Below are 23,951 nucleotides of genomic sequence, written 5' to 3'. Positions count from 1 at the left end.
CCTCCCCTTACGTGGAGATGGCCGTCGAGCGGGAAGGCGGGAGGCGCTGCCGGGAGGATCCCGTCGAACGCGCGAGCTCCTTGAGCAGGACGCCGCCCGCCAGCCGCTGCGGCTCCCCGCCGGACGACGCCCCGACGACGGCGAACCCGAGCCGCACGCACGCCGCACGCGCCTCCTCCTGGGCCCGCACCCATGCCAGTCCGTCGCCCTCGGTCTCGATCGGCGCGGTCGCCCAACGGCGCAGAGCGGGATCCCGGTACGCCTCGGCCAACTCCGCCACGCCGTCGACGTGCCAGGGCCGGAGGAGGAGAGCGGGGGCGGCCGGCGTCGCGGGGGTCGCGAGCAGGACGGTGGTGTTCATCGGCTGATCGTGTCCAGCGTGAGCGCGATGGCAGGCCCGGCGGAATGTGACTCCCGGACCGGACTCCACATGCCTCCACCGGCGCCGGTCCCGTGTCCGACGCTGACGACTGGGAGCGGTCACCGGGCAAGTGTGTGAAGCGTCTCGCGCAGGAGAGTCGCCGTTCGCTCTACACCTGTAGTAGCACTGTGGGGCCGCGCCGGCAGGACACCGCACCGAGCTGGAGGAGAGCGCCATGATGATCGACTTCGTTCCCGATCCGAACCTCTACCCCTTCGCATCACGATGGTTCGACTCTTCCGCAGGCCGGGTCCACTACATCGACGAGGGGTCAGGACCGCCGATCGTCTTCTGCCACGGCTCGCCCACCTGGAGCTTCCTGTACCGCCACATCGTGAAGGGCCTGCGTGACCGATACCGCTGCATCGCTGTCGACCACCTCGGCTTCGGCCTGTCCGAGCGCCCGGCCGGCTTCGGCTACACGGTCTCGGAACACACGGCGGTCATGGGCGAGTTGATCGACCACCTACGCCTCGACGGATTCGTCCTGATGGGGCAGGACTGGGGTGGCCCCATCGGTCTCGGCGCGGCAACCGCGCGGGCGGACCGCGTCAGGGGGATCGTGTTGGGCAACACGGCGTTCTGGCCGATCGAGCCGCTGGCGAACCGGGCGTTCAGCGCGATCATGAGCAGCCGCCCCATGCAACGGCGCATCCTCGAACGGAACCTTCTCGTAGAGCAGTTCCTGCTCGGCAGAACCGGTCCCGCTCTGACAGCAGCCGAAGCCGACCACTACCGCATGGTGCAACCCACGAAGGAAGCCCGCCGCGGCCTCGCGGTCATGCCCGGGGAGATCCGCGCCGCACGGCCCCTGCTGGAGGAACTCGCCCATGAGGTCCCCGCCCTCCTCGGCGACAGACCGACTCTGGCGGTCTGGGGCATGCGGGACATGGTGTTCCGGCCGAAGGCGTGCATCCCGCGCATTCGCTCCTCCTTCACCGACCTGAGCGTCGTCGAACTCGGCCGGGCGAACCACTTCGTCCAGGAAGACGCACCGGATCGGATCGTGGACGCGATCACCGCACGATTCCCCTGATTCCGGGGACCGGACGATCGAGCCACCGCTGGCGCGGGTCCGATCTTCGAAAGGAACCGCCATGACGAACTGCAGAGGGCAGGGGTGATCAAGGGGCGAGAGGAATAGCCGGCGTCAAGCGGCTCCGGGGCGGCCGGCATTCGCGGCCGCCCCCTCCGTCTCAGCGGAACGCCGGGATGATGTCGGAGCCGTAGGCGTCGATCGTGCCCTCCCGGTTGTCGTGCATGTCGTAGACGGCGAACTGGTCGACGCCGAGGTCCCGCAGGTGCCGCAGCTTCTCGATGTGGGCCTCGGCGGGTCCGAGAAGGCAGAAGCGGTCGACGATCTCGTCGGGGACGAAGGTCGTGTCGGGATTGTCGGCGCGGCCGTGGTGCGAGTAGTCGTAGCCCTGGCGGTCCTTGATGTACGCCGTCAGCTCCTCCGGCACCATCGAGGAGTGCTCGCCGTACTTGGACACCAGGTCGGCGACGTGGTTGCCGACCATGCCGCCGAACCAGCGGCACTGGTCGCGGGCGTGCGCCAGGGCCTCGGGCGAGTCGTCGGCGGTGACGTAGGCGGGGGCGGCGACGCAGATCGTCAGGGCGTCGGGGTCGCGGCCGGCCTCCCGGGCCGCCTCCCGGACGGCCTTGACCATCCACTCCGTCAGGAAGGGGTCGGCGAGCTGGAGGATGAAGCCGTCGGCCTTCTGCCCGGCGAGCGCGAGGGCCTTGGGGCCGTACGCCGCCATCCAGACGGGGAGCTTGCCGTTCTTGATCCAGGGGATGTGGATCGGGTTGCCGTCCACCTCCGTCTCCCGGCCCTCAGCGAGGTCGCGGATGACGTCGATGGCCTCACCGAGGCGGGCCAGGGTGTTGGGTCTGCGGCCGGCCACGCGCATCGCCGAGTCGCCGCGGCCGATGCCGCAGACGGTCCGGTTGCCGTACATGTCGTTCAGGGTGGCGAAGGTGGAGGCCGTGACCTCCCACGTACGCGTCCCGGGGTTGGTCACCATCGGGCCGACGTGCAGCTTCGTGGTGTTGGCGAGGATCTGGCTGTAGATGACGAAGGGTTCCTGCCACAGGACGGCGGAGTCGAAGGTCCAGCCGTAGCGGAAGCCGTTGCGTTCCGCCCGGCGCATCAGGCCGACGACCTGCGAGGCGGGCGGGTCGGTCTGCAGGACGAGTCCAAAATCCAACGTCGCTCTCCTAGTTCAGGTACTGGCAGGTGGAACGCGGCACGAACGTGCCGTGACCGGCGTGGCCGACGTACTTGCGCTGGTCGATGACGACCTCGCCCCGTGAGAGGACGGTCTCGACCTGGCCGGTGACCGTCTTCCCCTCGTACGCCGAGTAGTCGACGTTCATGTGGTGGGTCTCGGCGGACAGGGTCTGGACGGCGTGCGGGTCGTAGATCACGACGTCGGCGTCGGCGCCCGGGGCGATCGTGCCCTTCTGCGGGTAGAGGCCGAACATGCGGGCCGGTGTCGCGCAGGCGATCTCGATCCAGCGGCGCCGCGAGATGTGCCCGTCGACGACGGCCTGGTGCAGGAGGTCCATGCGGTGCTCCACCCCGGGAAGCCCGTTGGGGATCTTGGAGAAGTCGCCGCGGCCGAGGTCCTTCTGGCCGACGAAGCAGAACGGGCAGTGGTCGGTGGAGACCACCTGGAGGTCGTTGGTGCGCAGTCCGCGCCAGAGCGCCGCCTGGTGCTCCTTCGGCCGGAGCGGGGTGCTGCACACGTACTTCGCGCCCTCGAAGCCCGGCTCCGCGAGGTTGTCGGTGGACAGGAACAGGTACTGGGGGCAGGTCTCGCCGAAGACGGGCAGCCCCTTGTCGCGGGCGGTCGCGATCTCGGCGACCGCCTCCTCCGCCGAGACGTGCACGACGTAGAGCGGCGCTCCCGCCACCCGGGCGAGCTGGATCGCCCGGTGGGTGGCCTCCGCCTCCAGGAGCGCCTTGCGGACCTCCCCGTGGTAGCGGGGGTCCGTCTCGCCGCGGGCGAGTGCCTGCTCGACGAGGACGTCGATGGCGATGCCGTTCTCGGCGTGCATCATGATCAGCCCGCCGTTGTCGGCGGAGCGCTGCATGGCCCGCAGGATCTTGCCGTCGTCGCTGTAGAAGACGCCGGGGTACGCCATGAAGAGCTTGAAGGAGGTGATGCCCTCCTGGACGAGCTTGTCCATCTCCTTGAGCGTGTGCTCGTTGACGTCGGAGAGGATCATGTGGAACGCGTAGTCGACCGCGCAGTTGCCGTCGGCCTTGGCGTACCAGGCGTCGAGTCCCTCGCGCAGGCTGTGGCCGACGCTCTGCACGGCGAAGTCGACGATGGTGGTGGTGCCGCCCCAGGCGGCGGCGCGGGTGCCGGTCTCGAAGGTGTCGGAGGCGAAGGTGCCGCCGAAGGGCAACTCCATGTGGGTGTGGGCGTCGACGCCACCGGGGAGCACGTAGCGGTCGGTGGCGTCGATCGTCCGGTCGGCGGTCCAGGCGGCCGCCGCGTCGGAGCCGTGGGCCGCGAGGGCGACCACGCGGCCGTCCTCGATCAGCACGTCGGCGTGGAGTTCGTCGGCGGCGGTGACGACGAGGCCGCCCCGGATGGCGGTTCGGATGCTCACGGGACTCTCCCTGCTCGATACGGCGGGACGGTGTGGCTCTCGGTACGGCGGGACGGGTCGTCCCGGTACGGCGGGACGGTGTCGTCTCGGTACGGCCGGACGGTGTCGTCTCGGGTACGGCGGGCCGCGGTGGCTACAGCTCGCGCAGGGCCGCTTCGAGCATCGCCGCACCCTCCTCCGCCTCGGCGACGGTGAGCGAGAGCGGTGGCGCGATGCGCAGGATGCTGGTGTTGTGGCCGCCGCCCTTGCCGATCAGCAGGCCGTTCTCGCGGGCGGCCTCCAGGACGGTGGCGGCCGCGTCCGGGTTCGCCCGCTCGGTGCCCGGCTCGGTGAGCTCGATGCCGATCATGAGGCCACGGCCCCGCACCTCCCGTACCGCCTCGACTCCGGCGCAGGCCGCCCTGATCCGCTCGATGAGCAGACCGCCGACCCGGCGCGCGTTGCCCTGGAGGTCGTGCTCCAGGAGGTACGAGAGGTTGGCGAGGCCGGCGGCCATGGTGATGGGCGAACCGCCGAAGGTGGAGATCGAGTTGGCGTCGATGCAGTTCATGATGTCGGCGCGGGCGACGACTCCGCCGACGGACATGCCGTTGCCGATGCCCTTGGCGAAGGTGAGGATGTCGGGCGGCCCGGCCTGACCGTGCGCCTGCCAGCCCCAGAAGTGCTCGCCGGTACGGCCCCAGCCGGTCTGCACCTCGTCGGAGATCCACAGGATGCCGTGCCGGTCGAGGACGCGGCGGAAAGCGGCGTACAGACCGTCGGGCGGGGCCGTGAAGCCGCCGACGCCCTGGATGGGTTCGGCGATGAGCGCGGCGACGTCCCGGGTGTGGCCGAGGAGGTCCTCGAGGTCGGCGACGCAGGCCTCGATGAACCGCTCGTCGGTGTACTGGGCGTACGGACCGCGCGTCCGGACGCCGCCGTGGACGTACAGGGTCTGCAGCGGCGAGAGGCTGGTGGGCGACCAGGCGCGGTTGCCGGTGATGCCGACGGTCGAGAAGGAACGGCCGTGGTAGCTGTTCCGCATGGCGAGGATCTGGTTCGACCGGCGGTACGCGGTCGCGAGGAGCAGCGCCGTGTCGTTGGCCTCGGTGCCGGAGGTGGTGAAGAAGACGCGGGCGTCGGGGATGCCGGAGAGTCCGGCGATCCGCTCGGCGAGCTCCACCATCGGGCGGTTGAGGTAGAGCGTCGAGGAGTGGATGATCCGCCCGGCCTGCTCGGCGACGGCCTTGGTGACCTCGGGCAGGGCGTGCGCGGTCATGGTGGTGAGGATGCCGCCGAAGAAGTCGAGGTACCGGCGGCCGTCGGCGTCCCAGACGTGGCGGCCCTCGCCGTGGGTGATCTCGACGGGGTCCTTGTAGTAGAGGGCGACCCAGTCGGGGATGACGGCCCTGTGCCGGTCGAAGAGACTGCTCACGGCTGCACCAGCCCGTCGTAGGCGTCGGGGCGTCGGTCCCGGTAGAACGCCCATTGCTGGCGCACCTGCTCGATGAGACCGAAGTCGAGGTCGCGGACGAGGAGTTCCTCCGTCTTGTCGGAGGCGACGTCGCCGACGAACTTCCCGCGCGGGTCGACGAAGTAGCTCGTGCCGTAGAAGTCGTTGTCGCCGTACTCCTCGATGCCGACGCGGTTGATGGCGGCGACGAAGTACTCGTTGGCGACGGCCGCGGCGGGCTGCTCCAGCTGCCAGAGGTAGGAGGAGAGACCGCGGTGGGTGGCCGAGGGGTTGTAGACCAACTGGGCCCCGTTGAGCCCGAGTTGGCGCCAGCCCTCGGGGAAGTGCCGGTCGTAGCAGATGTAGACGCCGACGCGGCCGACGGCGGTGTCGAAGACCGGCCAGCCGGCGTTCCCCGGGCGGAAGTAGTACTTCTCCCAGAAGCCCTTGACCTGGGGGATGTGGTGCTTGCGGTACTTGCCGAGGTAGCTGCCGTCGGCGTCGATCACGGCGGCGGTGTTGTAGTAGAAGCCCTCGCTCTCGACCTCGAAGACGGGCACGACGATCACCATCCCGGTCTCCCGGGCGAGGTCCCGCATCCGGCTGACGGTGGGGCCGTCGGGGACGGGCTCGGCCCACCGGTAGTGCTCGGGCTCCTGGACCTGGCAGAAGTAGGGGGCGTTGAACACCTCCTGGAAGCCGATCACCTTGGCACCCTGACGGGCGGCCTCCCGGGCGTACTCCTCGTGTTTGGCGATCATGGATTCGGTGTCGCCGGTCCAGGTCGCCTGGACGAGCGCGGCGCGTACGACGTCGGTCATGATCTGCTCCTTCGGCACGGCGTCAGAGAGCCTCTACGCACGTAGACGCGATGCGTAGGAGGAGAACGTAAGCCCCGTCACACCTCGGAGCAAGACCGCCGCCGGGAAGCAGCGGGGTCGATCATGTTTCATACCCGAGTGGTCCACGTCGGACACGTACCGACACGTACCGGCACGTCCGGGCATGACGGAGACGTGCAGGCGCGGGCCTCCTGCGCGGGGCGGGTTCCGGGCCGGGCGAGAGGAGCTCGCCGGGCCCGGAATCCCACCCCGCAGGGAGCCCGCCCGGCCGGGTCACGCACCCGCGAGGCCGGCCACGCGGAGGGCGTGCAGCAGATCGCTCTCGCGGGACGCGGACACCGCTCGGGCGGCTTCGAGGAGTTGGGGCGCGAGCCCCCGCGGATCCTCGGCCGCGAGGCGGGCCGCGTCCTCGGGGGCGCGGACCCGGACGAAGGCGGTGAGCAGCGCGTGGGCCTCGCGGTGGTGGCCCTCGGCCCGCAGGGCGGCGCACGCCCCGGCGAGCTCCTCGACGGGGCGGGCCACGCCCTGACGGAGGAGCTGATCGCAGTCGGCGGCGCGGCCCGCGTCGGCGAGCGCCCCGGCGACGGCGGCGAGCCGGCCGGGCGGCAGCGAGGCCGCCTCCCAGAGCAGGATGGACCAGTCGGCGCCGAGGCCGGCGCGATGCAGTTCCCCGGCGAGGGCGGGCAGCCGGACGGGCGGCCCGTTGAGCGCCTCGCAGAGCAGGGCGTGGGCCTCGCCGCTGCGGCCCTGGGCGCGGAGCCGCTGGAGCGCGTAGACCGCGTTGGCCGCGGCGCGGCCCGCCTCGGCGGGGTCGGCCCCGGAGGGCACCGCCGGGTCGGCGGCGCCGGGCGCGGCGGCCTCGGCCGGCTGGGCGGCGCCCCCGAACCGGGCCCCGCGCGGCGCCGCTCCCCCGGTGGGGAGTACGGGAACGGGCACGGCCACCGGCCCCTGGTCCTCGGCAGCGGCGTCAAGCCACGCGTAGCGCGCGCCACGCGGGCGACGCTTGGCCGGTGCCGGTGCCGGTGCCGGTGCCGGTGCCGGTGCCGGCGGCGGCCCCGGCGTCGCGCCGCCCTCGCTCCGCTCCCCCAGCCGTGCGAGGCGGGCCGTCAGGTCGGCGACCCGTGCCGTCGCCCGCGCGTGGTCGTCGCGCGTCCAGGCCAGGTCGTGCTCCAGGCGGGCCGTGTCGTCCGGGCCGGGAGCCGGGGTCGCACGGAGCCGGTCGCCCAGTTCACGGGCCCGGGACTCGGCGTACCGGCGTTCGCGCTCCATGAGCTCACGGCGTTCGGTGAGCGCCTCCGCTCCGCCGGGGCGGCGGTCGTGGGCGCCGGTGGCCGCCGCGTACAGCGTCCCGCCCCGGACGGCGAACGGCCCCCCGACCGCTTCGCCGGCGTCCTGAAGCAGGGACTCGACGATGTCCCAGGGCAGGATCTCCATCCCGTCGAAGCAGGCGCGCAGCCCGTCCGGGTCGCGTTCGACGAAGACTCCGTACCAGCCGCCGCCCGACGGGATGCGGCACGCGAGCTCCGTCAACCATTGCCTGAACGTGGCGACTTCCGCCGGGAGTTGATACACCGTCATGCGATCCGCACCTGCCCCGCCGTCGACTGGAACCTTCCGGTCCGCGGGTATTGGACCGCAGTCGTGTTACGGGACGACTACGGACCGTTTTCCTGCGCGTGCCCTACCGCCCAATTCACCCGAATCGCACGACGATCCCGGTGTGCGGGCGCTTCCCGAGCCGGACGAGCATGGCGGGCACGTCGGTCAGCCAGTACTGCCAGGTGTACTTGCGCGAGAGCAGCCCCCGGATCCGGCGCAGCTCCTCCCCCGTCACCAGCCGGCCCTCCCCGGTGAAGCGCTCGGCGCCCTCGGCTACGTTGCCGCGCAGGTCGCAGACGGCGACCTCGACCCTCGGGTCGTTCCGCAGCCGCTTGACCTTCCAGGAGTCCGTGCGGGTCCAGGCGTACAGCTCGTCGCCGTCGACCGCGTACCAGACGGGTGTCGCGACCCCCGTGCCGTTCTTGCGGTAGGTGGTCAGGCTGACGTAGCGGCCGCGCCGCAGCTCTTCGGGCATCATGCCCGGGAGCCTATGCCGGGGTCGGAGTGGAGGCGGGGGGCAGGGTCTCCCGGGCGGCGAAGACGCGGTCCGCGCCGTCCGGCCGCCCCGGCGTCAGCCGCCCTGCGCGTACGCGGTCCTGGCCTCGGTGATCTCCGGGACATGGTCGCGGGCCCACGCGCAGGCGGCGTCGAGGGGATCGATCAGCGACCGGCCGAGGGCGGTCAGCGCGTACTCGACGCGCGGCGGGTTCTCGTCGTACGCGGTGCGGGTGAGGAAGCCGTCGCGCTCCATGGTGCGCAGGGTCTCGGTGAGGACCTTGGGGGTGATCCAGTGGAGCGGGACGCGCAGCTCGGAGAAGCGGCGCGGCCGTCCGTCCTCCAGACAGCGGAGCACCACGGCGGTCCACTTGCCGCCGACGCGGATGGGCTGGGCACGGTCGGAGCAGTCCGGGTCGTGGAAGAGGTCGGTGGGCAGCGGCTGGTTCATGTGCCGAAGCTAGCCCAGTACCGTTGAAGTAACCAGGCACTCCGGTTCTACGGTCCTGCCATGAACAACGACACGAGCAACGACACGAGCGGGAACGCCGTCAGCAGGAGCATCGTCGTCTTCGGAGCGGGTGGACGGGTCGGCCGCGCGGCCGTCGCGGAGGCGGTGACCCGGGGCCACCGGGTGACCGCGGTGGTCCGCGATCCTTCGAAGTACCCCGATCTGGACGGGGATTCGGTCACGCTGGTACGGGGCGACGTCACCGACCCGGCCTCGGTGGCCGCCCTGGCGGCCGGCCATGACGCCGCCGTGAACACGTCGGTCCGCCTCGACGTCTCCTCGGAGGAGTACTTCACGGCGGCGGCCAAGGCGCTGATCACGGGACTCGAAGAGGCGGGTGTGCGACGGCTGTTGACGCTGGGTATCGCCACGACGCTGGAGACGGAGCCGGGGGTGCGGGTCATGGACGCACCCGAGTTCCCGGAACAGTGGCGGGTGTTCTCGCAGGGGCACGTGGCCGAGTTCGCGCTGCTGACCGCAGAGGCGGGGCAGGAGCTCGACTGGCTGATGGTCGTACCCCCGCAGGACCTGAACGCGGAGGCCGAGGTGACCGGGGGCTACCGGACGGCCGTGGGCACGGTGATCGACGGCGCCGGCCGGATCGCCCACGCGGACCTGGCCCGGGCGCTCCTCGACGAGATCGAGCTCCCGCGCCACAGCCGCGTCCAGCTGGCGGTCTCGGTCTAGGAACCGGCTCGGCCCTGGAGCCGCCCGGCGCCCGTCACTGGCCGACCCTGCCGTCGACGCACTCGCGCAGCAGGTCGGCGTGGCCGCAGTGGCGGGCGTACTCGTCGATCCGGTGCACCATCAGCTCCCGGATCGCGATCTCGTCCTTCCCCACCCGTACGCCCAGGTCCGGATGCTCGGCCAGCTCGGCGTCGAGCGCCGCCTGCTCCCGCTCCAGATCGGCGAACGCGGCGTCGGCCACGGCCTGTTCGGCGACGGCGCCGTCGAAGTCCGCGTCCTTCCTGCCGTACAGCTTCGGCAGCGGTTCACCGTCGCTGATCCAGTTGCGCCAGTCCCGCTCCACCTCGGCGAGGTGCCGGACCAGGCCGAGCAGCGACATGGTCGACGGCGGGACCGACCGGCGGGCGAGCTGCTCCGCGTCCAGCCCCTCGCACTTCATCCGCAGGGTCAGCCGGTAGTCCCGCAGGCAGTCCTGCAAGGTCGCGAGCTCACCCTCCGAGCCGGGACCCCCGTTGCTGTTGCGGGGGTCGTCGTCCGGGTCCGCCCACATGTCGGGGTAGACGGTCGCCGTGGTCCATCGTGCGGGTGCGTCGCTCATGCGTCGCATGATCGTCCGTGCCGGTCCCCTGCGCCACCGAATTCCCGCGCACCCGGGGTCGGGGGCCGTCAGGCGGGCGCGAGCGCGCAGCGGACGACCAGCTCGTCCATGGAGAGGCCGAGGACCCGGGCGAGGGCCGCGACGGTGAAGAACGCCGGGGTGGGGGCCCGGCCCGTCTCGATCTTGCGGAGGGTCTCGGCGGACAGTCCGGCGGCGGCGGCGATCTCCACCATCGACCGCTCGCCGCGCGCTTCGCGCAGGAACAGGCCGAGGCGCTCGCCGCGCTCGCGCTCTTCGGGGGTCAGGGGTGTGCGCACCATGACGCCATACTAATACCGGTATAGTAATTGGCATGGTGGAGATCAAGACGAACGAGAACCTGGCCGCGATGCGTGAGGCGGGGCGGGTGGTCGCCCGCGCCCTGGCGGCCGTACGGGAGAAGGCGGCGCCCGGCGTGCCGCTCACCGACCTCGACCGCGCGGCGCGGGAGGTCCTCGCCGAAGCGGGCGCCGGATCGCCGTTCCTCGGCTACCGCCCCGAATGGGCGCCGGTGCCGTTCCCCGCGGTCGTGTGCGTCTCCGTGAACGACGCGATCGTCCACGGCATCCCGGACGACACCCGGCTCGCCCCGGGCGACCTGGTCTCGGCTGACTGCGGGGCCCTGCTCGGCGGCTGGGCGGGCGACTCGGCGATCAGCTTCACGGTCGGCCCGGCCCGGCCGGAGGACACCCGGCTGATCGCCGCGGCGGAGGAGGCCCTGGAGGCAGGCATCGCGGCCGCCGTCGTCGGCAACCGCATCGGCGACGTCGCGCACGCGATCGGCCGGGTGTGCCGCGCCGCCGGGTACGGCATCCCGGACGGCTTCGGCGGCCACGGCATCGGCCGCACGATGCATGAGGACCCGGGCGTCCCCAACGAGGGACGACCGGGCCGGGGCATGAAACTGCGCCACGGGATGGTGCTCGCGATCGAGCCGATGCTGATCGGGGGCGGCACGGACGACCACTACACGGCGCGCGACGGCTGGACGATCCGCACGGTCGACGGCTCACGCGCGGCGCACGCGGAGCACACGGTGGCGATCACGGACGAGGGCCCGCGGGTGCTGACGGCGCTGTAGGACGCGGAGGGCGCGCGGCAGGACACACGCCCGCCACAGGGGCGCGGCAGACGCACGGGGTGGGACGCACGTCCACTGGGGGCACGGCGGACGCACAGGGGGACGCACCGTCCACTGCGGGACGCGGCAGACGCACAGGGGGACGCACCGTCCACTGCGGGACGCGGCAGACGCACCGGGGGGACGCGCGTCCCCCCGCGGAACGCGGCAGACGCGCTGCGACGCGCGTCCGCCGCAGGACGGGGAGGGGGCACCCGTGTGCCCCCTCCCGCCGCTACTTCCCCGCCGGCCTGACCACCATCGCCGACCCGCCGCCCCTGCGCACGGTCTCGGCCGCGGCCACCCAGCGGCCGTCCGGCAGGCGCTGGACGCCGGTCGCCGCGCCGATCTCCGGGTTCTGCCGGAAGCCGTGCCCGATGGCTTCGAGCTCCGCCCTGACCGGGCTGTTCCACAGGCCGGGTTCGAGCTCGGTGGTGGCCTGGTTGCGCTGGCTGGCCCGCGGCGCGGCGATCGCGTCGACGAGCGGCAGGCCCCGGTCGACGACCCCGGTGAGGGTCTGGAGGACCGTCGTGATGATGGTCGCGCCACCCGGCGACCCGAGCGCGAGGACCGGCCGGTCGTGTCCGTCGAGGACGATCGTCGGCGAGATCGAGGAGCGCGGCCGCTTGCCGGGGCCGGGCAGGTTCGGGTCGTGCACGGCCGGGTTCGCCGGGGCGAAGGAGAAGTCGGTCAGTTCGTTGTTGAGCAGGAAGCCCCGGCCGGGCACGGTGATCCCGCTGCCGCCGGTGGACTCGATGGTGAGGGTGTAGGCGACGACGTTGCCCCACTTGTCGGCCACCGTGAGGTGGGTGGTGTTCTCCCCCTCGTACGTGGTCGGGGCCGCCGTGCCACCGCTCGCGCACGGCACCGGGCTGTTCGGGTCGCCGGGCGCGAGGGGGCTGGTCAGGGCGGCGTCGTCCCGGATCAGGCAGGCGCGCGAGTCGGCGTACCGCTGGGAGAGCAGCCCCCGTGTCGGCACGGACTCGAAGGCGGGGTCGCCGACCCAGCGGCCCCGGTCGGCGAAGGCGATGCGGCTCGACTCGATGAAGCGGTGCAGATAGCGGGCCGGGGAGGCGCTCGCGAGGTCGGTGCCCTCCAGGATGTTGAGGGCCTCGCCGACGCTCGTGCCACCGGAGGAGGACGGGGGCATCCCGTAGACGTCGAGATCCCGGTACGAAACCTTGGTGGGCTTGCGGAACACGGTGTGGTACGCGCCGAGGTCACGCTCCGTCAGGTCGCCGGCCCGCACCTTCCGGGTGGCGCCCTCGCGGACCGGGGGCGTGCGGACGGTGTTCACGATGTCCCGGGCGAGCGGACCCCGGTAGAGCGCGCCGACGCCCTCGCGCCCGAGTTTCTCGTACGTACGGGCCAGGTCGGGGTTCTTGAAGACCGAGCCGACGACGGGCAACTGCCCGCCCGGAAGAAAGAGTTCGGAGCTCGCGGGGAAGTCGCGGAACCGCGCCTCGTTGCCCGCGGTCTGCGCGCGGAAGGTGGCGTCGACGGTGAAGCCCTCGCGGGCCAGCCGCTCGGCGGGTTCGAGCAGGGTGCCGAGCCTCTTGCTGCCCCAGGCGTCGAGGGCGGTCTTCCAGGTCGCCGGGGTGCCGGGGGTGCCGACGCCACGGCCGCTGGTCATCCCCTCCTCGAAGGGGATCGGCGCGCCGTTCTCCACGAAGAGGTTCGTGTCGGCCGAGCGCGGCGCGGTCTCGCGTCCGTCGACGGTGTGGACCGTACGGCTCTTCGCGTCGTAGTAGACGAAGTAGCCGCCGCCCCCGATGCCCGCCGAGTAGGGCTCGGTGACGCCGAGCGCGGCCGCGACGGCGACGGCGGCGTCCACGGCGTTGCCGCCCTTGCGGAGCACCTCGACACCGGCGGCCGAGGCGTCGGCGTCCACACTGGCGACCGCGCCGCCGTAGCCGACGGCGACGGGTTCCTTGACGGGCGGTGGCGGTGCGGCCGGTGGGGCCGTGGGCGGAGCGGCGGCACCCATCGAGAGCACCGTCGCCGCGACGGCGAGAGCGGAGACCTTCCCAGCGGCGGAGCGACGCATTCCCTACCTCCAGTCAATGACCGTCCGCGCAGCGTAACTTCCCCCGGCCCCTCCCGTCAGGACCGCCTCGAACAGGAGGCCGTTTCCCCGCTAGCATGCGCGCCCATGGACGAAGACCTGCGCAACATCGTGCTCGGGGTGCTCGCGACGGGGGTCAGCGCGTCGCTCGGCTGGCTGGGCCGCACGTACCTCTGGCGGCGGAGGCTCCGCCGCAAGCAGGAGTTCTTCGGCCTGCCGGGGAACTCGGAGTGCCTGCTCGTGGTGAACAGGGAGTCGGGCGGCGACCGCTCGGTCCACCGGTTCGACGTGTTCGCCCTCCTTGAACTGTCCGCGCTGATCAAGGACTGCGGGGCGCAGGCCCGGATCCTCTCGCACGATCAGGCCCACCAGGGATTCGGCGACCGGACGGAGTTCTGCGTAGGCGGCCCCTACTCGAACCGGCGGATGGCCGCCCATCTGGCGACCCTGCTCCCGGGCATCGAGGTGAACGTCGAGGTCGAGCCGAGCGCGGACCGCGGGGCGTTCCTGATCGGCGGGGAGCGCTACCCCTCGGAGCCGGGGGTCAGCGAGTACGTGATCCTCGCCCGGCTCACCGCCGGGGAGGGGGGCCGGCCGGTGTTCCTCTTCTGCGGGCAGCGGGCCATCACCAACCAGGCGGCGACCCGCTATCTCGCCCGCCACTACGAGGAGTTGGCACGTCTGCACCGCTCCGGGTCCTTCGTGGTGCTCCTGAAGGTCGTCAACTCGCAGGCGTACGGCCCCGATGTGGTCGAGCTGGTGGCCGATGTCACGCGCGCGGCGCGGACGGTTCCCGTAGTCGCACCGGCAGCGACTTGATGCCGTTGATGAAGTTGGAGACGAGGCGCCGGGGCGGGCCGGCGAGCTCCAGGCCGCCGGGGCAGGCCCGGCGTACCTCCTCGTGGAGCACGCGGAGCTGAAGCCGGGCGAAGTGCGCGCCGAGGCAGACGTGCGGGCCGTCGCCGAAGGACACGTGCGGGTTCGGGCTCCGGTCGAGGTCAAGACGGTGCGGGTCGGGGAAGACGCGCTCGTCGTGGTTGGCGGAGGCGTGGAAGACGACGACCTTGTCGCCGCGCCGGATCGCCTGCCCCGCGAGTTCGGTGTCGCGGGCGGCCGTGCGCCGGAAGGAGAGCACGGGCGGGTGGACGCGGAGCAGTTCGTCCACCGCCGTGTCCGGGGAGACGTCTCCGTTCCACAACCTCCGTTGTTCGTCGGGGTGTTCGGCGAGAGCGAGGAGCCCGCCGGGGGCGGCGCTGCGGACGGTGTCGTTTCCGGCGACGGTCAGCAGGAAGAAGAACATCTCCAGTTCGGCGTCGGCCAGTTCTGAGGTGGCGAGCACGCTCATGACGTCATCGGCGGGATGCTCGCGCTTGTGGGCGGCGAGCTCCTGGGCGTAGTCGAACATCTCGGCGAGCATCGCCGGCGACCGCGGATTGACGGGCCGCCCCTCGTCGTCGAGGACGGGCGGTTCGTCGGGGTCCTGGTACGCGATGACCCGCTCGGTCCAGGTGTGCAGCAGGCCCCGGTCGCTCGGGGGCACTCCGAGCAGATCGGTGAGGTTGAGCAGCGCGTAGTCGTCGGTGACGGCGCGGACGAGGTCCACCTCGCCGCCCGCGTCGACCGCGCCCGCGAGCAGCTGCCGCGCACGCTCCCGCGCGGTGACGCCGAACCGCTCGATCCGCCCCGGGGTGAAGGCCCGGCTGACGAGGCGCCGCAACCGGCCGTGCTCCGGAGGGTCCTGATTGAGCATCATGCGCCGGATGAAGGGCAGATCGGCGGGGTCGGGGTCGCGGATCTGGGTGGCGCCGAGGTGCGAGGAGTACGTCCCGGAGTCCTTGAGCACCCGGACGACGTCGGCGTGCCGGGTGACGGCCCAGAACCCGGAACCGGCGGGCCAGCCCAGGATCTCGGGCTCCTCCTGCCACGCGACGGGCGCGTGGTCGCGCAGGGCGCGGAAGCGGTCGTGCGGGATGCCTGCGGCGTAGATCCGCGGGTCGAAGACGTCGGGTGCGACGATCCGGTTCTCCAACGGTCCTCCCGTCGAGGTGAAGACGTCACCATCATGACAGGTCAGGGCCGGTTTTCGTAGGACGGAACGCACAGTTCGCAAGCCTTGTCCGGGCCGTTCCCCGAATCCCAGAATCTCCGTCGTACATCACGCGGAGAACAGGGGGCACATGGGGAACACGGCGAAGTGGGACGAGGACGCGGTGCTGCGAGCGCGGGTACTGCTGCTCGGATCGGGGCGGCTCGGCCTCCAGGAGCAGTTGAGGGCGTACCGAGTGCTCGCGGAGGTGAGCCCCAGGGCGTATCTGCCGAAGCTGGTCGATACGCTCCTGCAGGCCGGGTACAACGCCGACGACCCGGAGGTGGAACTGGCGCTGTACACCGAAGGGGTGGCCGCGGGCCGGCGAATCGGGGCAGGCGCGCCGAACCGGATGGAGCGGCTGTTCCGCGCCCTGCACTTCCGAGAGCGCGCGCTCCTCGCCCTGGGTCGGCGGGCCGAGGCGCGGGCGGTCTGCGAGGAGATGGCGGACGCCGCGTGGGGCCCGGAGGGCCGGGAGCTGCTGACGCACTCCTGGTACGGGCCTCGGCGCCTCGCGTATGTCCTCGCCGAGGAGGGGCGCCATCGGGAGGCGGCCGATATCCACCGGCGCGTCCAGGCCACGGAGACGGAGGTCTCGGCCTGGGGTGTGTACGAACTGGCCGCCGAGCTGGCCGCCGCCGGGCTCCACGAGGAGGCCGTCGACACGTTCGCCCGGACCGTGGACGCCGGGAGACGGCGGGCCGCCGAGAACGGCATGCCACCCGCCGATCTGGTGTGGGAGCTGGTCCACCACGCCCGGCTCCTGGAGAACGCCGGGCGCCCGGCCGAGGCGGCGGCCTCCCGGCAGGAGGCGCTGGACGTGCTCGGACAGCTCGCGGAGCACGGCACGGCCACGAGCCACATGGTCACCCGGTGGGTCACGCTGTTCGTGCTGTCGGGCCGCTCCGACGAGCCCGCCGCGTCCCCGGAGGCACCGGCGCCGCCGTTCGGCGCGGACGGCATCCAGTGGTCGCCCGACACGCGGGCGGCCTACCGTGACGGGGTCACCGCCCTCGAAGCGGAGGCGGCCCGCCACTCGGCGGCCGGCGCGCTGCCGGAGCTGTACGTCGTCCGCCGCAGGCTGACCCTCCGGGCGGCACTCGCCGGGCACTCCCATGGGCGCGAGGGGCTCCTGCGGCCACTGTTCGACGAGGGTGTCGCCCTCGCCCGCCGCCTGGACGGCACCGCGACCGCCCTCCCCCAGGCCCTCACCGACCGTGCCCTGTTCCTGGTGGCCACCGGGCGCCACCAGGAGGCGCACACGGACCTCGCGGAGGCCGCCGACCTCCTGGACGGCACCGCCCGGCCATCAATCGTTACCCGCACGTAACTTACCGACCAGTTACCATGAGTAAGCCGCCCCGGTTACCGTCGGGTCACTTTCACTGCCCCCCATCAGTGCCCGTACTGCCTACCCAGCAGTACCCAGTGAGGAGTGACCCGTGCGACGCACACCCCTGGCCCTCGCCGTCTCGGCCGCCCTCGTGGCCGGGGCGGCCCTCGGGCTCGCGCCCGCCGCCCAGGCCGGAGAGACCGCCGGCGCCGGCATCCGCTTCGTCGACATCGTCGGGGAGGGCGGCACCGTCCTCAAGGCGAACGTCGTGACCCCCGCCGGGTCCACCGGCACCACCCGCCACCCCCTGATCGTGCTGCCCACCAGTTGGGCCATGCCCCAGATCGAGTACCTCGCCCAGGCCAAGCAGCTCGCCGACTCCGGTTACATCGTGGTGAGTTACAACTCGCGTGGCTTCTGGCAGTCCGGCGGGGAGATCGAGACGGCGGGGCCCAAGGACATCGCCGACGCCTCCAAGGTGATCGACTGGGCCCTCGCCAACACCGCCGCCGACCCCGCCCACATCGGCATGGCGGGCGTCTCGTACGGCGCCGGGATCAGCCTGCTCGCCGCCGCCCACGACCCGCGGATCAAGGCCGTCGCCGCGCTCAGCGGCTGGGCCGACCTCATCGAGTCCATCTACAGCGGCCGCACCCAGCACCTCCAGGCCGCCGCCCTGCTCGGTGGCGCCGGCTACCTCACCGGCCGCCCCGGTCCCGAACTCAAGCAGATCCTGGGCGACTTCCTCTCCTCCAACCTGGACAAGGAGGAGGACATGATCGCCTGGGGCCGCAAGCGCTCCCCCGCCGAGCAGCTGGACCGGATCAACACCAACGGTGCCGCGATCATGCTCGGCAACGCCTGGGGCGACACCATCTTCCCGCCCAACCAGTACGCGAGCTTCTTCGAGAAGCTCACCGGCCCCAAGCGGCTGGAGTTCCGGCCCGGCGACCACGCCACCGCCGAGGCCACCGGACTGTTCGGGCTGCCCAACGACACCTGGACCAGCGCCCACCGGTGGTTCGACCGCTACCTCAAGGGCGTCGACAACGGCATCGACCGCGAGCAGCCCGTCCAGCTCAAGTCCCGTTCCACCGGCGGATACGAGGGCTACCCCGACTGGAAGTCCGTCCACGCGAACCAGCGCACGTTCGACCTCGGCGGTACGCAGCGGGTCTGGGCGAACATCGACTCCGGCGCCAACGGCGGCATCACCCTGCTCACCAACGCCCTGGACCAGTTCCTCCGCATCCCGCCCGTCGTCTCCGTCCCCCTCCTCCCCCGCGCCTTCGCCGGCGTCTGGCAGTCGGAGCGGTACGACACTCCGCAGCGGGTGCGCGGCACCGTGAAGGTGCACACCACCGTCACCTCCACCGAGGAGAGCGGCACCCTCGTCGCGTACCTCTACGACGTGGGTCCGCTCGGCGTCGGCAAGCTCGTCGGCAATGCCCCGTACACCTTCCACGACCGGACCCCGGGCAAGGCGTTCGGCGTCGATCTGGAGCTGTTCTCCACGGCGTACGACGTCCCCGCGGGGCACCGGCTCGCGCTGGTCGTCGACACCGTCGACCCGCTCTACATCGAGCACAACCCGACCGGCGCGCAGCTGACCTTCTCCTCCCCCTCGGCCGACCCGTCGTACGTGTCGGTACCGCTGCGGAAGGAGTGATCACCGGCTGCTGCCGGGCGGGTGCGGCCCTCGCTCGCTACTGCGGTCCCGGCAGCAGCGTCTCTGGTTCGGCCGGGTCGACGTCCACGGCCTTCGTCTTCGGACTGCGGCGCTCTCTGCGGGCCACCCAGGTGGCGAACCAGGAGAGCAGCATGCACATCCCGATGTAGATCGGTGAGATCACCAGGACGACCGGGATGAACGGCAGGTCGTAGTCCAGGTTGGAGGCGATCAGTTTGCCCGCGTGGAGGAACTCCTCGTAGGTGATGAGGAATCCGAGCGAGGTGTCCTTGAGGGCGACCACCAACTGGCTGATGATGGCGGGGAGCATCGCGCGGACGGCCTGTGGCACCAGGACGTAGGTCATGACCTGCGTCTTGCGCATGCCGAGGGCGTACGCGGCCTCGCCCTGGCCGCGTGCCACGGCGTGGATGCCGGTGCGGAAGACCTCCGCGAGGACGGAACCGTTGTAGAGGGTCAGTCCGGCGACGAGTGCGGGCAGGGCCTGCACCTTGAGTGCCACGAAGATGAAGAAGATCATCACGAGGACGGGCATGGCGCGGAAGAACTCGACGAGCAGGGTGGAGATCCAGCGGAGCACCCGGTGGTCGGAGAGACGTCCGGTGGCGAGGACCGCGCCGAGGGCGAGCGACAGCACCGAGGCGTAGGCGAAGGCCTTGAGGGTGTTGCCGAGTCCTTCGAGCAGCAGCTCCTGGATGCCCTTGTAGAGGAAGGGCGACCACTTGATGGAGGTGAACTGGTCGTTGTCGAAGAGGAGATAGAGGATCCAGCCGGCCAGCGCGAGGATCACGACGGTGGACGCGAGGCCGTAGAGGAGGTGGCGCCGCCGGGCGTGCGGCCCGGGAATGTCGTAGAGGGCGGTGGAATCGGTCATCGGGCGACTCCCCAGCGCTTCTCGAGGACGTTGAAGAGGGCGCTGATGGTGAGGGTGATGATGAGGTATCCGACGGCGATCCAGACGAAGGTCCAGACGATGTTGTAGCCGAGCTCGCTCAAGGTCTTGTAGGTGCCCAGGAGTTCGGTGACGCTGAATGCTCCGGCGATGGCCGAGTTCTTGGCGAGGGCGATCAGGGTGGAGCCGATCGGCGGGATCACCGTACGGAAGGCCTGCGGCAGGACGACCGTGCCGAGGGACTGGGTGAAGTTCATCCCCAGACTGCGGGCGGCCTCGCCCTGCCCGCGCGGCACCGTGTTGATGCCGGAGCGCAGCACCTCGCAGATGAAGGCCGAGGTGTAGCAGCCGAGCGCGAGGACCGCGAACAGCTTGAAGGGCAGCACGAGTCCGAACCGGGGCAGGCCCAGCATGACGGCGAAGAAGAGCAGGGTCAGCGGGGTGTTGCGCAGGACGGTGACCCAGACCGTGCCGAAGACCCGGAAGGATCCCACCGGCGCGACCCGGAACGAGGCCATGAGGAAGCCCAGGACGAGGGCCAACGCCGAGGCGTAGACGGTGAGTTCGACGGTGCCCAGGAATCCCTCGGCGTAGAGCGAGAAGTTGTCCGTCAGGACGTCCATGTCGGGAGGCTCCTCTCGTCAGCTCGCCGGATAGCGGTCGATGGGGGGCGGTGTCGGGGCGGGGACCCCGGAGAGGCCGAGGGTGGCGTCGTAGGCCTTCTTCCAGTCGCCGTTCTTCTCGTGGGCGGCCAGGGCGTCGTCGAGGGCGAAGCGCAGGGCGTTGTCACCGCGCGGGACGCCGATGCCGTACGGCTCCTTCGAGAACGGTTTGCCGACGACCTTGAGTTCGTCCGGGACCTTGGCGGCGTAGCCCATGAGGATCGTGTCGTCGGTGGTGACCGCGTCGACCTGGTAGGTCAGCAGGTTGTCCACGCAGGCGGAGTACGTGTCGTAGGCGACGAGTTCGGCCTTCGGGTAGTCCTGCTCGATGCGTTGGTACGGGGTGGAGCCGGCGGCCGAGCAGACGCGTTTGCCGGCCAGGTCCTGGGGGCCGTTGATGTCGTTCTCGTCGGTGCGGACCAGCAGGGACTGGCCGGCCAGGTAGTAGGGCCCGGCGAAGCCGACGAGCTTCTTGCGGTTGTCGTTGATGGTGTAGGTGCCGACGTAGTAGTCGATCTGCCCGTTCTGCAGGGCGGTTTCGCGGTTGGCCGAGGCGATCGTACGGAAGTCGATGCCGGCCGGGTCGAAGCCGAGGGAGGCCGCCATCATCTTGGCGATCTCGATGTCGAAGCCGGAGTAGCGGCCGGTGGCCGGGTCCTTCTCGCCCATGTAGGGCTGGTCCTCCTTGGCGCCGACGACGAGACGGCCACGCTTCTTCGCCCGGTTCCAGGTGCTGGAGTCCGGCAGGGTGAAGCCGGACTGGACCTGGTAGACGGGGAGTCGGTCGGGCTGAGGGCCCTTGACGGGCGGGCTGCCCTCCCTGCCGCAGCCGACGAGCGCCGCCGTCAGGGCGAGCAGCAGGGCGGGCACGGCCGGGGTGCGGAGCGGGCGGTGCGTACGCGGCATGGTTCCCACCCCGCTCAGTGCTTGAGGATCTTGGAGAGGAAGTCCTTGGCGCGCTCGCTGCGCGGGGCGGTGAAGAAGTCCTCCGGAGCACGGTCCTCGACGATCTTCCCGTCGGCCATGAAGACGACCCGGTTGGCGGCGGAGCGGGCGAAGCCCATCTCGTGGGTGACGACCACCATCGTCATTCCCTCGTGGGCGAGTTGCTGCATGACCTCCAGGACCTCGTTGATCATCTCGGGGTCGAGGGCCGAGGTCGGCTCGTCGAAGAGGAGCGCCTTGGGGTCCATGGCGAGGGCGCGGGCGATGGCCACGCGCTGCTGCTGGCCGCCGGAGAGCTGGGCGGGGTACTTGTCGGCGTGCGCGGCGAGTCCGACCCGGTCGAGGAGTTCGCGCGAACGCCGGTCCGCCTCCTCCTTCTTGCGCTTGCGGACCTTGATCTGCGCGAGGGAGACGTTGGCGAGGACGGTCTTGTGCGCGAAGAGGTTGAACGACTGGAAGACCATGCCGACCTCGGCACGCAGCCGGGCGAGCGCCTTGCCCTCCTCGGGGAGGGGCTGTCCGTCGATGACGATCTCGCCCGACTCCACGCTCTCCAGTCGGTTCATCGCCCGGCAGAGGGTGGACTTGCCCGATCCGGACGGGCCGATGACGACGACCACCTCCCCCCGGCCGACGGTGAGATCGATGGACTGGAGGACGTGCAACGTGCCGTAGTGCTTGTTGACGCCACGCAGTTCGATCAGCGGATCGACGACGGCCATACGCTGCCCTGCCCCATTTCTCAGCGGTGTCGAGTCAGCGCAAACTATCCACCAGAAAAGGGACTTCACGCCCGACACGCATGAAACCGCAATAAGCCGTATTTACTGCAAAAGGGTGGCGGGAGCGGGCTGCGGGACCGGCCCGAGCGGGGCGGCGGACTCAGTACTCGGCGGCCTCGGCGTACATCTGGGAGAGCTCCGGCGAGCCCGTCACCGCCCAGTCGAGACCGGCCTCGACGACCGCGATCTCCCGGCCGGAGGAGAGCCGCACCACCAGGCCGCCGCCGGGCCAGACCTGCCAGCGCGCGCCCGGTACGTTCCGCACGATCACGGTGCCGAGGTAGAGCCCGGCGTCGTTCCCGATCCAGGGCAGCTCCTCCGGGTCGTCGCGCCAGCGGGGCGGCAGCTGGTCGAGCTCCTGGAGGGAACGCGGGGTGTCGTCGAGTGCCACCCCGGACTGCGCGACACGGGAGCGCAGCAGCTCGCACTCGGCGAGCAGATCGGCCACACCGTCGGGGTCACGGTCGAAGGCCGAGGCCAACGGGGAGTCGGCCGCCTCGGGTGCGTGCCGCTTGCGCCAGTTGTCCAGGAATGGAATGTTCATCCGAACAGCCTCGCACCGTCACCTCCCGGTCGACCACCCGGCGCGCGGAGATCGTTCCGCCGCCGGGTGGGGGCCGCATCCGCTACACGTCGAGGTCGACCACGACGGGCGCGTGGTCCGAGGCGCCCTTGCCCTTGCGCTCCTCGCGGTCCACGTAGCTGTCCGTGACGGCCTCGGCGAAGGGCTTGTTGCCGTAGACCAGGTCGATGCGCATGCCCCGGTTCTTCGGGAAGCAGAGCTGGCGGTAGTCCCAGTACGTGAAGGGGTGGTCGTACTTGAGGGGGCGCGGGACCACGTCGGACAGACCGGTCTCACGGAGGCCGGCGAGCGCGGCCCGCTCGGGCTCCGTCACGTGCGTCAGGCCCTCGAAGGCCGCCCGGTCCCAGACGTCGTCGTCGGTCGGCGCGATGTTGTAGTCGCCGAGGACCGCGAAGGGCCGGTCCCCCGCCGCGTCCTCCGCGACGGCCGCCTTCAGGGCCTCCAGCCAGCGCAGCTTGTAGGCGTAGTGCTCGTGCTCGACCTCCCGGCCGTTCGGCACGTACACCGACCAGACGCGGACCGGTCCGCAGGTCGCGGAGATCGCCCGGGGCTCCTCGGCCCCGTCGTAGTCCGGGCCGCCGGGCAGGCCCGTGACCACGTCCGCGAGGCCGACTCGGGAGACCAGGGCCACGCCGTTCCACCGGCCCGTGGCGTTGACCACGGACTCGTAGCCGAGGGCGCGCAGCTCCTCGGTGGGGAACTGCTCGGCGGTGCACTTGGTCTCCTGGATGCACAGCACGTCCGTGCCGCTGCTCTCCAGCCAGGCCAGGAGTCGGGGCAGCCGGGCGGTGATCGAATTGACGTTCCAGGTGGCGATGCGCATGGGCGCAAGCCTACGTGCGGGGTCCGACAATCGACGCCGTGCCGGGCTGGAGCGGCCTCGGATGCCCGGCGGACCGGCTCAGAGCTCGGCGGAGGCGCCGGGGGCGAGCCGCTGGTGGTCGGTGCCGCCGAGCGCGCCGATCTGGCGGTCGTAGATGGGCCGGGCGAGGTCCGTGAGCAGGGCGTCGTGGATGTCGTACGCGCGGCGCGGCTCGACCTCGCGCACGTAGTCGATGACCTCGGAGATCTTGTTCCACGGGGCCATGACGGGGAGCAGCAGCGTGTCCACGGGGTGGTCGGGCACGGTGAGCGCGTCGCCGGGGTGGAAGACGGCGCCGCCGTCGACGAGGTAGCCGACGTTGGTGACGCGCGGGATGTCGGGGTGGATCACGGCGTGCAGCTCGCCGTGCACCTGGACGTCGAACCCGGCGGCGGTGAACGTGTCGCCGTGCCCGACGGTGTGCACGCGGCCCGGGAAGGCCGCCGAGAGCTGGTCGGCGACGCTGCGCAGCGTCCAGATCTCGGCGGCCGGGTCGGCCTCCAGCGCGGCCCGCAGGCGACCCTCGTCGAAGTGGTCGGGGTGCTCGTGCGTCACGAGCAGGGCGTCGGCCCCGAGGACCGCGTCCTCCTCGGTGAACATGCCGGGGTCGAGGACGAGCGTCCGCCCGTCCTTCTCCAGCCGCACGCACGCGTGGGACTTCTTCGTCAGCTTCACGGGGCCAG

Annotated in this window: 25 protein-coding genes; 6 read left to right on the top strand and 19 right to left on the bottom strand. The window is 71.4% G+C overall.

Going from position 1 to position 23,951, the window contains the following annotated elements; all coding sequences use genetic code 11:
- Positions 1-7 precede the first annotated feature (7 nt).
- Complete coding sequence (locus E0F75_RS37685) at positions 8-361, bottom strand: hypothetical protein (protein WP_308189646.1); 354 nt, start codon at positions 359-361, stop codon at positions 8-10.
- Between the two features lie 235 nt (positions 362-596).
- On the opposite strand from E0F75_RS37685, the gene E0F75_RS37680 reads away from it, so the two are divergent.
- Positions 597-1,457 carry a haloalkane dehalogenase gene (locus E0F75_RS37680; protein WP_229315519.1) on the top strand — a complete coding sequence of 287 codons (861 nt, stop codon included), beginning with the start codon at positions 597-599 and terminating at the stop codon, positions 1,455-1,457.
- A 160-nt stretch (positions 1,458-1,617) separates the two neighbouring features.
- Here E0F75_RS37680 and E0F75_RS37675 read toward each other — a convergent pair whose 3' ends face one another.
- From E0F75_RS37675 to E0F75_RS37645, 7 genes are all read right to left on the bottom strand, one after another.
- Positions 1,618-2,631 carry a TIGR03842 family LLM class F420-dependent oxidoreductase gene (locus tag E0F75_RS37675; protein WP_229315518.1) on the bottom strand — a complete coding sequence of 338 codons (1,014 nt, stop codon included), beginning with the start codon at positions 2,629-2,631 and terminating at the stop codon, positions 1,618-1,620.
- Between the two features lie 10 nt (positions 2,632-2,641).
- Entirely contained in the window at positions 2,642-4,045 is a 1,404-nt protein-coding gene (gene hydA / locus E0F75_RS37670) for a dihydropyrimidinase (RefSeq protein ID WP_229315517.1), read from the bottom strand.
- Positions 4,046-4,178: 133 nt separating this feature from the next.
- Positions 4,179-5,459, bottom strand: coding sequence for an aspartate aminotransferase family protein (locus tag E0F75_RS37665; protein ID WP_229315516.1), 1,281 nt, complete (start codon positions 5,457-5,459; stop codon positions 4,179-4,181).
- Positions 5,456-6,298, bottom strand: a complete 843-nt coding sequence (locus E0F75_RS37660; protein WP_229315515.1) for a nitrilase-related carbon-nitrogen hydrolase — start codon at positions 6,296-6,298, stop codon at positions 5,456-5,458. The genes E0F75_RS37665 and E0F75_RS37660 overlap by 4 nt, the downstream gene beginning before the upstream one ends.
- Positions 6,299-6,592: 294 nt before the next feature.
- Positions 6,593-7,897 carry a UL36 very large tegument protein gene (locus E0F75_RS37655; RefSeq protein WP_229315514.1) on the bottom strand — a complete coding sequence of 435 codons (1,305 nt, stop codon included), beginning with the start codon at positions 7,895-7,897 and terminating at the stop codon, positions 6,593-6,595.
- A gap of 115 nt (positions 7,898-8,012) precedes the next feature.
- On the bottom strand, positions 8,013-8,396 hold the full coding sequence (locus tag E0F75_RS37650; protein ID WP_229315513.1) for a PPOX class F420-dependent oxidoreductase: 384 nt from the start codon (positions 8,394-8,396) through the stop codon (positions 8,013-8,015).
- 93 nt (positions 8,397-8,489) lie between these two features.
- Positions 8,490-8,864: a helix-turn-helix domain-containing protein gene (locus E0F75_RS37645; RefSeq protein ID WP_229315512.1), complete on the bottom strand. Its 375-nt coding sequence runs from the start codon at positions 8,862-8,864 to the stop codon at positions 8,490-8,492.
- A gap of 60 nt (positions 8,865-8,924) precedes the next feature.
- On the opposite strand from E0F75_RS37645, the gene E0F75_RS37640 reads away from it, so the two are divergent.
- Positions 8,925-9,611, top strand: coding sequence for an NAD(P)-dependent oxidoreductase (locus tag E0F75_RS37640; RefSeq protein ID WP_229315511.1), 687 nt, complete (start codon positions 8,925-8,927; stop codon positions 9,609-9,611).
- Between the two features lie 34 nt (positions 9,612-9,645).
- Here the strand turns inward: E0F75_RS37640 and E0F75_RS37635 are convergent, their stop codons facing one another.
- Entirely contained in the window at positions 9,646-10,218 is a 573-nt protein-coding gene (locus E0F75_RS37635) for a DinB family protein (protein ID WP_229315510.1), read from the bottom strand.
- A gap of 59 nt (positions 10,219-10,277) precedes the next feature.
- Positions 10,278-10,529 carry a helix-turn-helix domain-containing protein gene (locus E0F75_RS37630; RefSeq protein WP_229315509.1) on the bottom strand — a complete coding sequence of 84 codons (252 nt, stop codon included), beginning with the start codon at positions 10,527-10,529 and terminating at the stop codon, positions 10,278-10,280.
- 32 nt (positions 10,530-10,561) lie between these two features.
- Between E0F75_RS37630 and map the strand changes: the two genes are divergently transcribed.
- Positions 10,562-11,329 carry a type I methionyl aminopeptidase gene (map, locus tag E0F75_RS37625; RefSeq protein WP_229315508.1) on the top strand — a complete coding sequence of 256 codons (768 nt, stop codon included), beginning with the start codon at positions 10,562-10,564 and terminating at the stop codon, positions 11,327-11,329.
- Between the two features lie 274 nt (positions 11,330-11,603).
- Here the strand turns inward: map and ggt are convergent, their stop codons facing one another.
- On the bottom strand, positions 11,604-13,415 hold the full coding sequence (gene ggt / locus E0F75_RS37620; protein ID WP_229315507.1) for a gamma-glutamyltransferase: 1,812 nt from the start codon (positions 13,413-13,415) through the stop codon (positions 11,604-11,606).
- A gap of 105 nt (positions 13,416-13,520) precedes the next feature.
- Here ggt and E0F75_RS37615 point away from each other — a divergent pair, with 105 nt between their 5' ends.
- Positions 13,521-14,252 (top strand): hypothetical protein, encoded by a 732-nt coding sequence (locus E0F75_RS37615; protein ID WP_229315504.1) that lies wholly within the window; start codon positions 13,521-13,523, stop codon positions 14,250-14,252.
- On the opposite strand, the gene E0F75_RS37610 is transcribed toward E0F75_RS37615, so the two are convergent.
- Positions 14,203-15,462, bottom strand: coding sequence for a cytochrome P450 (locus tag E0F75_RS37610; RefSeq protein WP_229315502.1), 1,260 nt, complete (start codon positions 15,460-15,462; stop codon positions 14,203-14,205). The two genes, E0F75_RS37615 and E0F75_RS37610, sit on opposite strands and share 50 nt — an antisense overlap.
- A gap of 148 nt (positions 15,463-15,610) precedes the next feature.
- On the opposite strand from E0F75_RS37610, the gene E0F75_RS37605 reads away from it, so the two are divergent.
- The gene (locus tag E0F75_RS37605; RefSeq protein WP_229315501.1) at positions 15,611-16,849 is read left to right on the top strand and encodes a hypothetical protein; all 1,239 of its coding nucleotides are present in this window, start codon (positions 15,611-15,613) and stop codon (positions 16,847-16,849) included.
- A 112-nt stretch (positions 16,850-16,961) separates the two neighbouring features.
- Positions 16,962-18,521 carry an alpha/beta fold hydrolase gene (locus E0F75_RS37600; RefSeq protein WP_229315499.1) on the top strand — a complete coding sequence of 520 codons (1,560 nt, stop codon included), beginning with the start codon at positions 16,962-16,964 and terminating at the stop codon, positions 18,519-18,521.
- 37 nt (positions 18,522-18,558) lie between these two features.
- On the opposite strand, the gene E0F75_RS37595 is transcribed toward E0F75_RS37600, so the two are convergent.
- From E0F75_RS37595 to E0F75_RS37565, 7 genes are all read right to left on the bottom strand, one after another.
- Positions 18,559-19,416, bottom strand: coding sequence for an amino acid ABC transporter permease (locus E0F75_RS37595; protein WP_229315497.1), 858 nt, complete (start codon positions 19,414-19,416; stop codon positions 18,559-18,561).
- Positions 19,413-20,057: an amino acid ABC transporter permease gene (locus E0F75_RS37590; protein ID WP_229315495.1), complete on the bottom strand. Its 645-nt coding sequence runs from the start codon at positions 20,055-20,057 to the stop codon at positions 19,413-19,415. Before E0F75_RS37590 ends, E0F75_RS37595 begins: the two co-directional genes overlap by 4 nt.
- An 18-nt stretch (positions 20,058-20,075) precedes the next feature.
- On the bottom strand, positions 20,076-21,002 hold the full coding sequence (locus E0F75_RS37585; RefSeq protein WP_229315493.1) for a glutamate ABC transporter substrate-binding protein: 927 nt from the start codon (positions 21,000-21,002) through the stop codon (positions 20,076-20,078).
- Positions 21,003-21,016: 14 nt separating this feature from the next.
- A complete protein-coding gene (locus E0F75_RS37580; RefSeq protein WP_229315492.1) occupies positions 21,017-21,763 on the bottom strand; it encodes an amino acid ABC transporter ATP-binding protein in 747 nt (248 codons plus the stop codon).
- 160 nt (positions 21,764-21,923) lie between these two features.
- Positions 21,924-22,367, bottom strand: a complete 444-nt coding sequence (locus E0F75_RS37575; RefSeq protein WP_229315491.1) for a DUF6278 family protein — start codon at positions 22,365-22,367, stop codon at positions 21,924-21,926.
- An 82-nt stretch (positions 22,368-22,449) separates the two neighbouring features.
- On the bottom strand, positions 22,450-23,229 hold the full coding sequence (locus E0F75_RS37570; protein WP_229315487.1) for an exodeoxyribonuclease III: 780 nt from the start codon (positions 23,227-23,229) through the stop codon (positions 22,450-22,452).
- A 78-nt stretch (positions 23,230-23,307) separates the two neighbouring features.
- Complete coding sequence (locus tag E0F75_RS37565; RefSeq protein WP_229315485.1) at positions 23,308-23,943, bottom strand: MBL fold metallo-hydrolase; 636 nt, start codon at positions 23,941-23,943, stop codon at positions 23,308-23,310.
- Positions 23,944-23,951 lie beyond the last annotated feature (8 nt).

The sequence above is a fragment of the Streptomyces sp. CB02980 genome (assembly GCF_014451325.2).
GTDB lineage: Bacteria > Actinomycetota > Actinomycetes > Streptomycetales > Streptomycetaceae > Streptomyces.
Note: the sequence above shows the minus strand (reverse complement) of the source record. Positions and strands in the feature narration are given on the sequence as shown.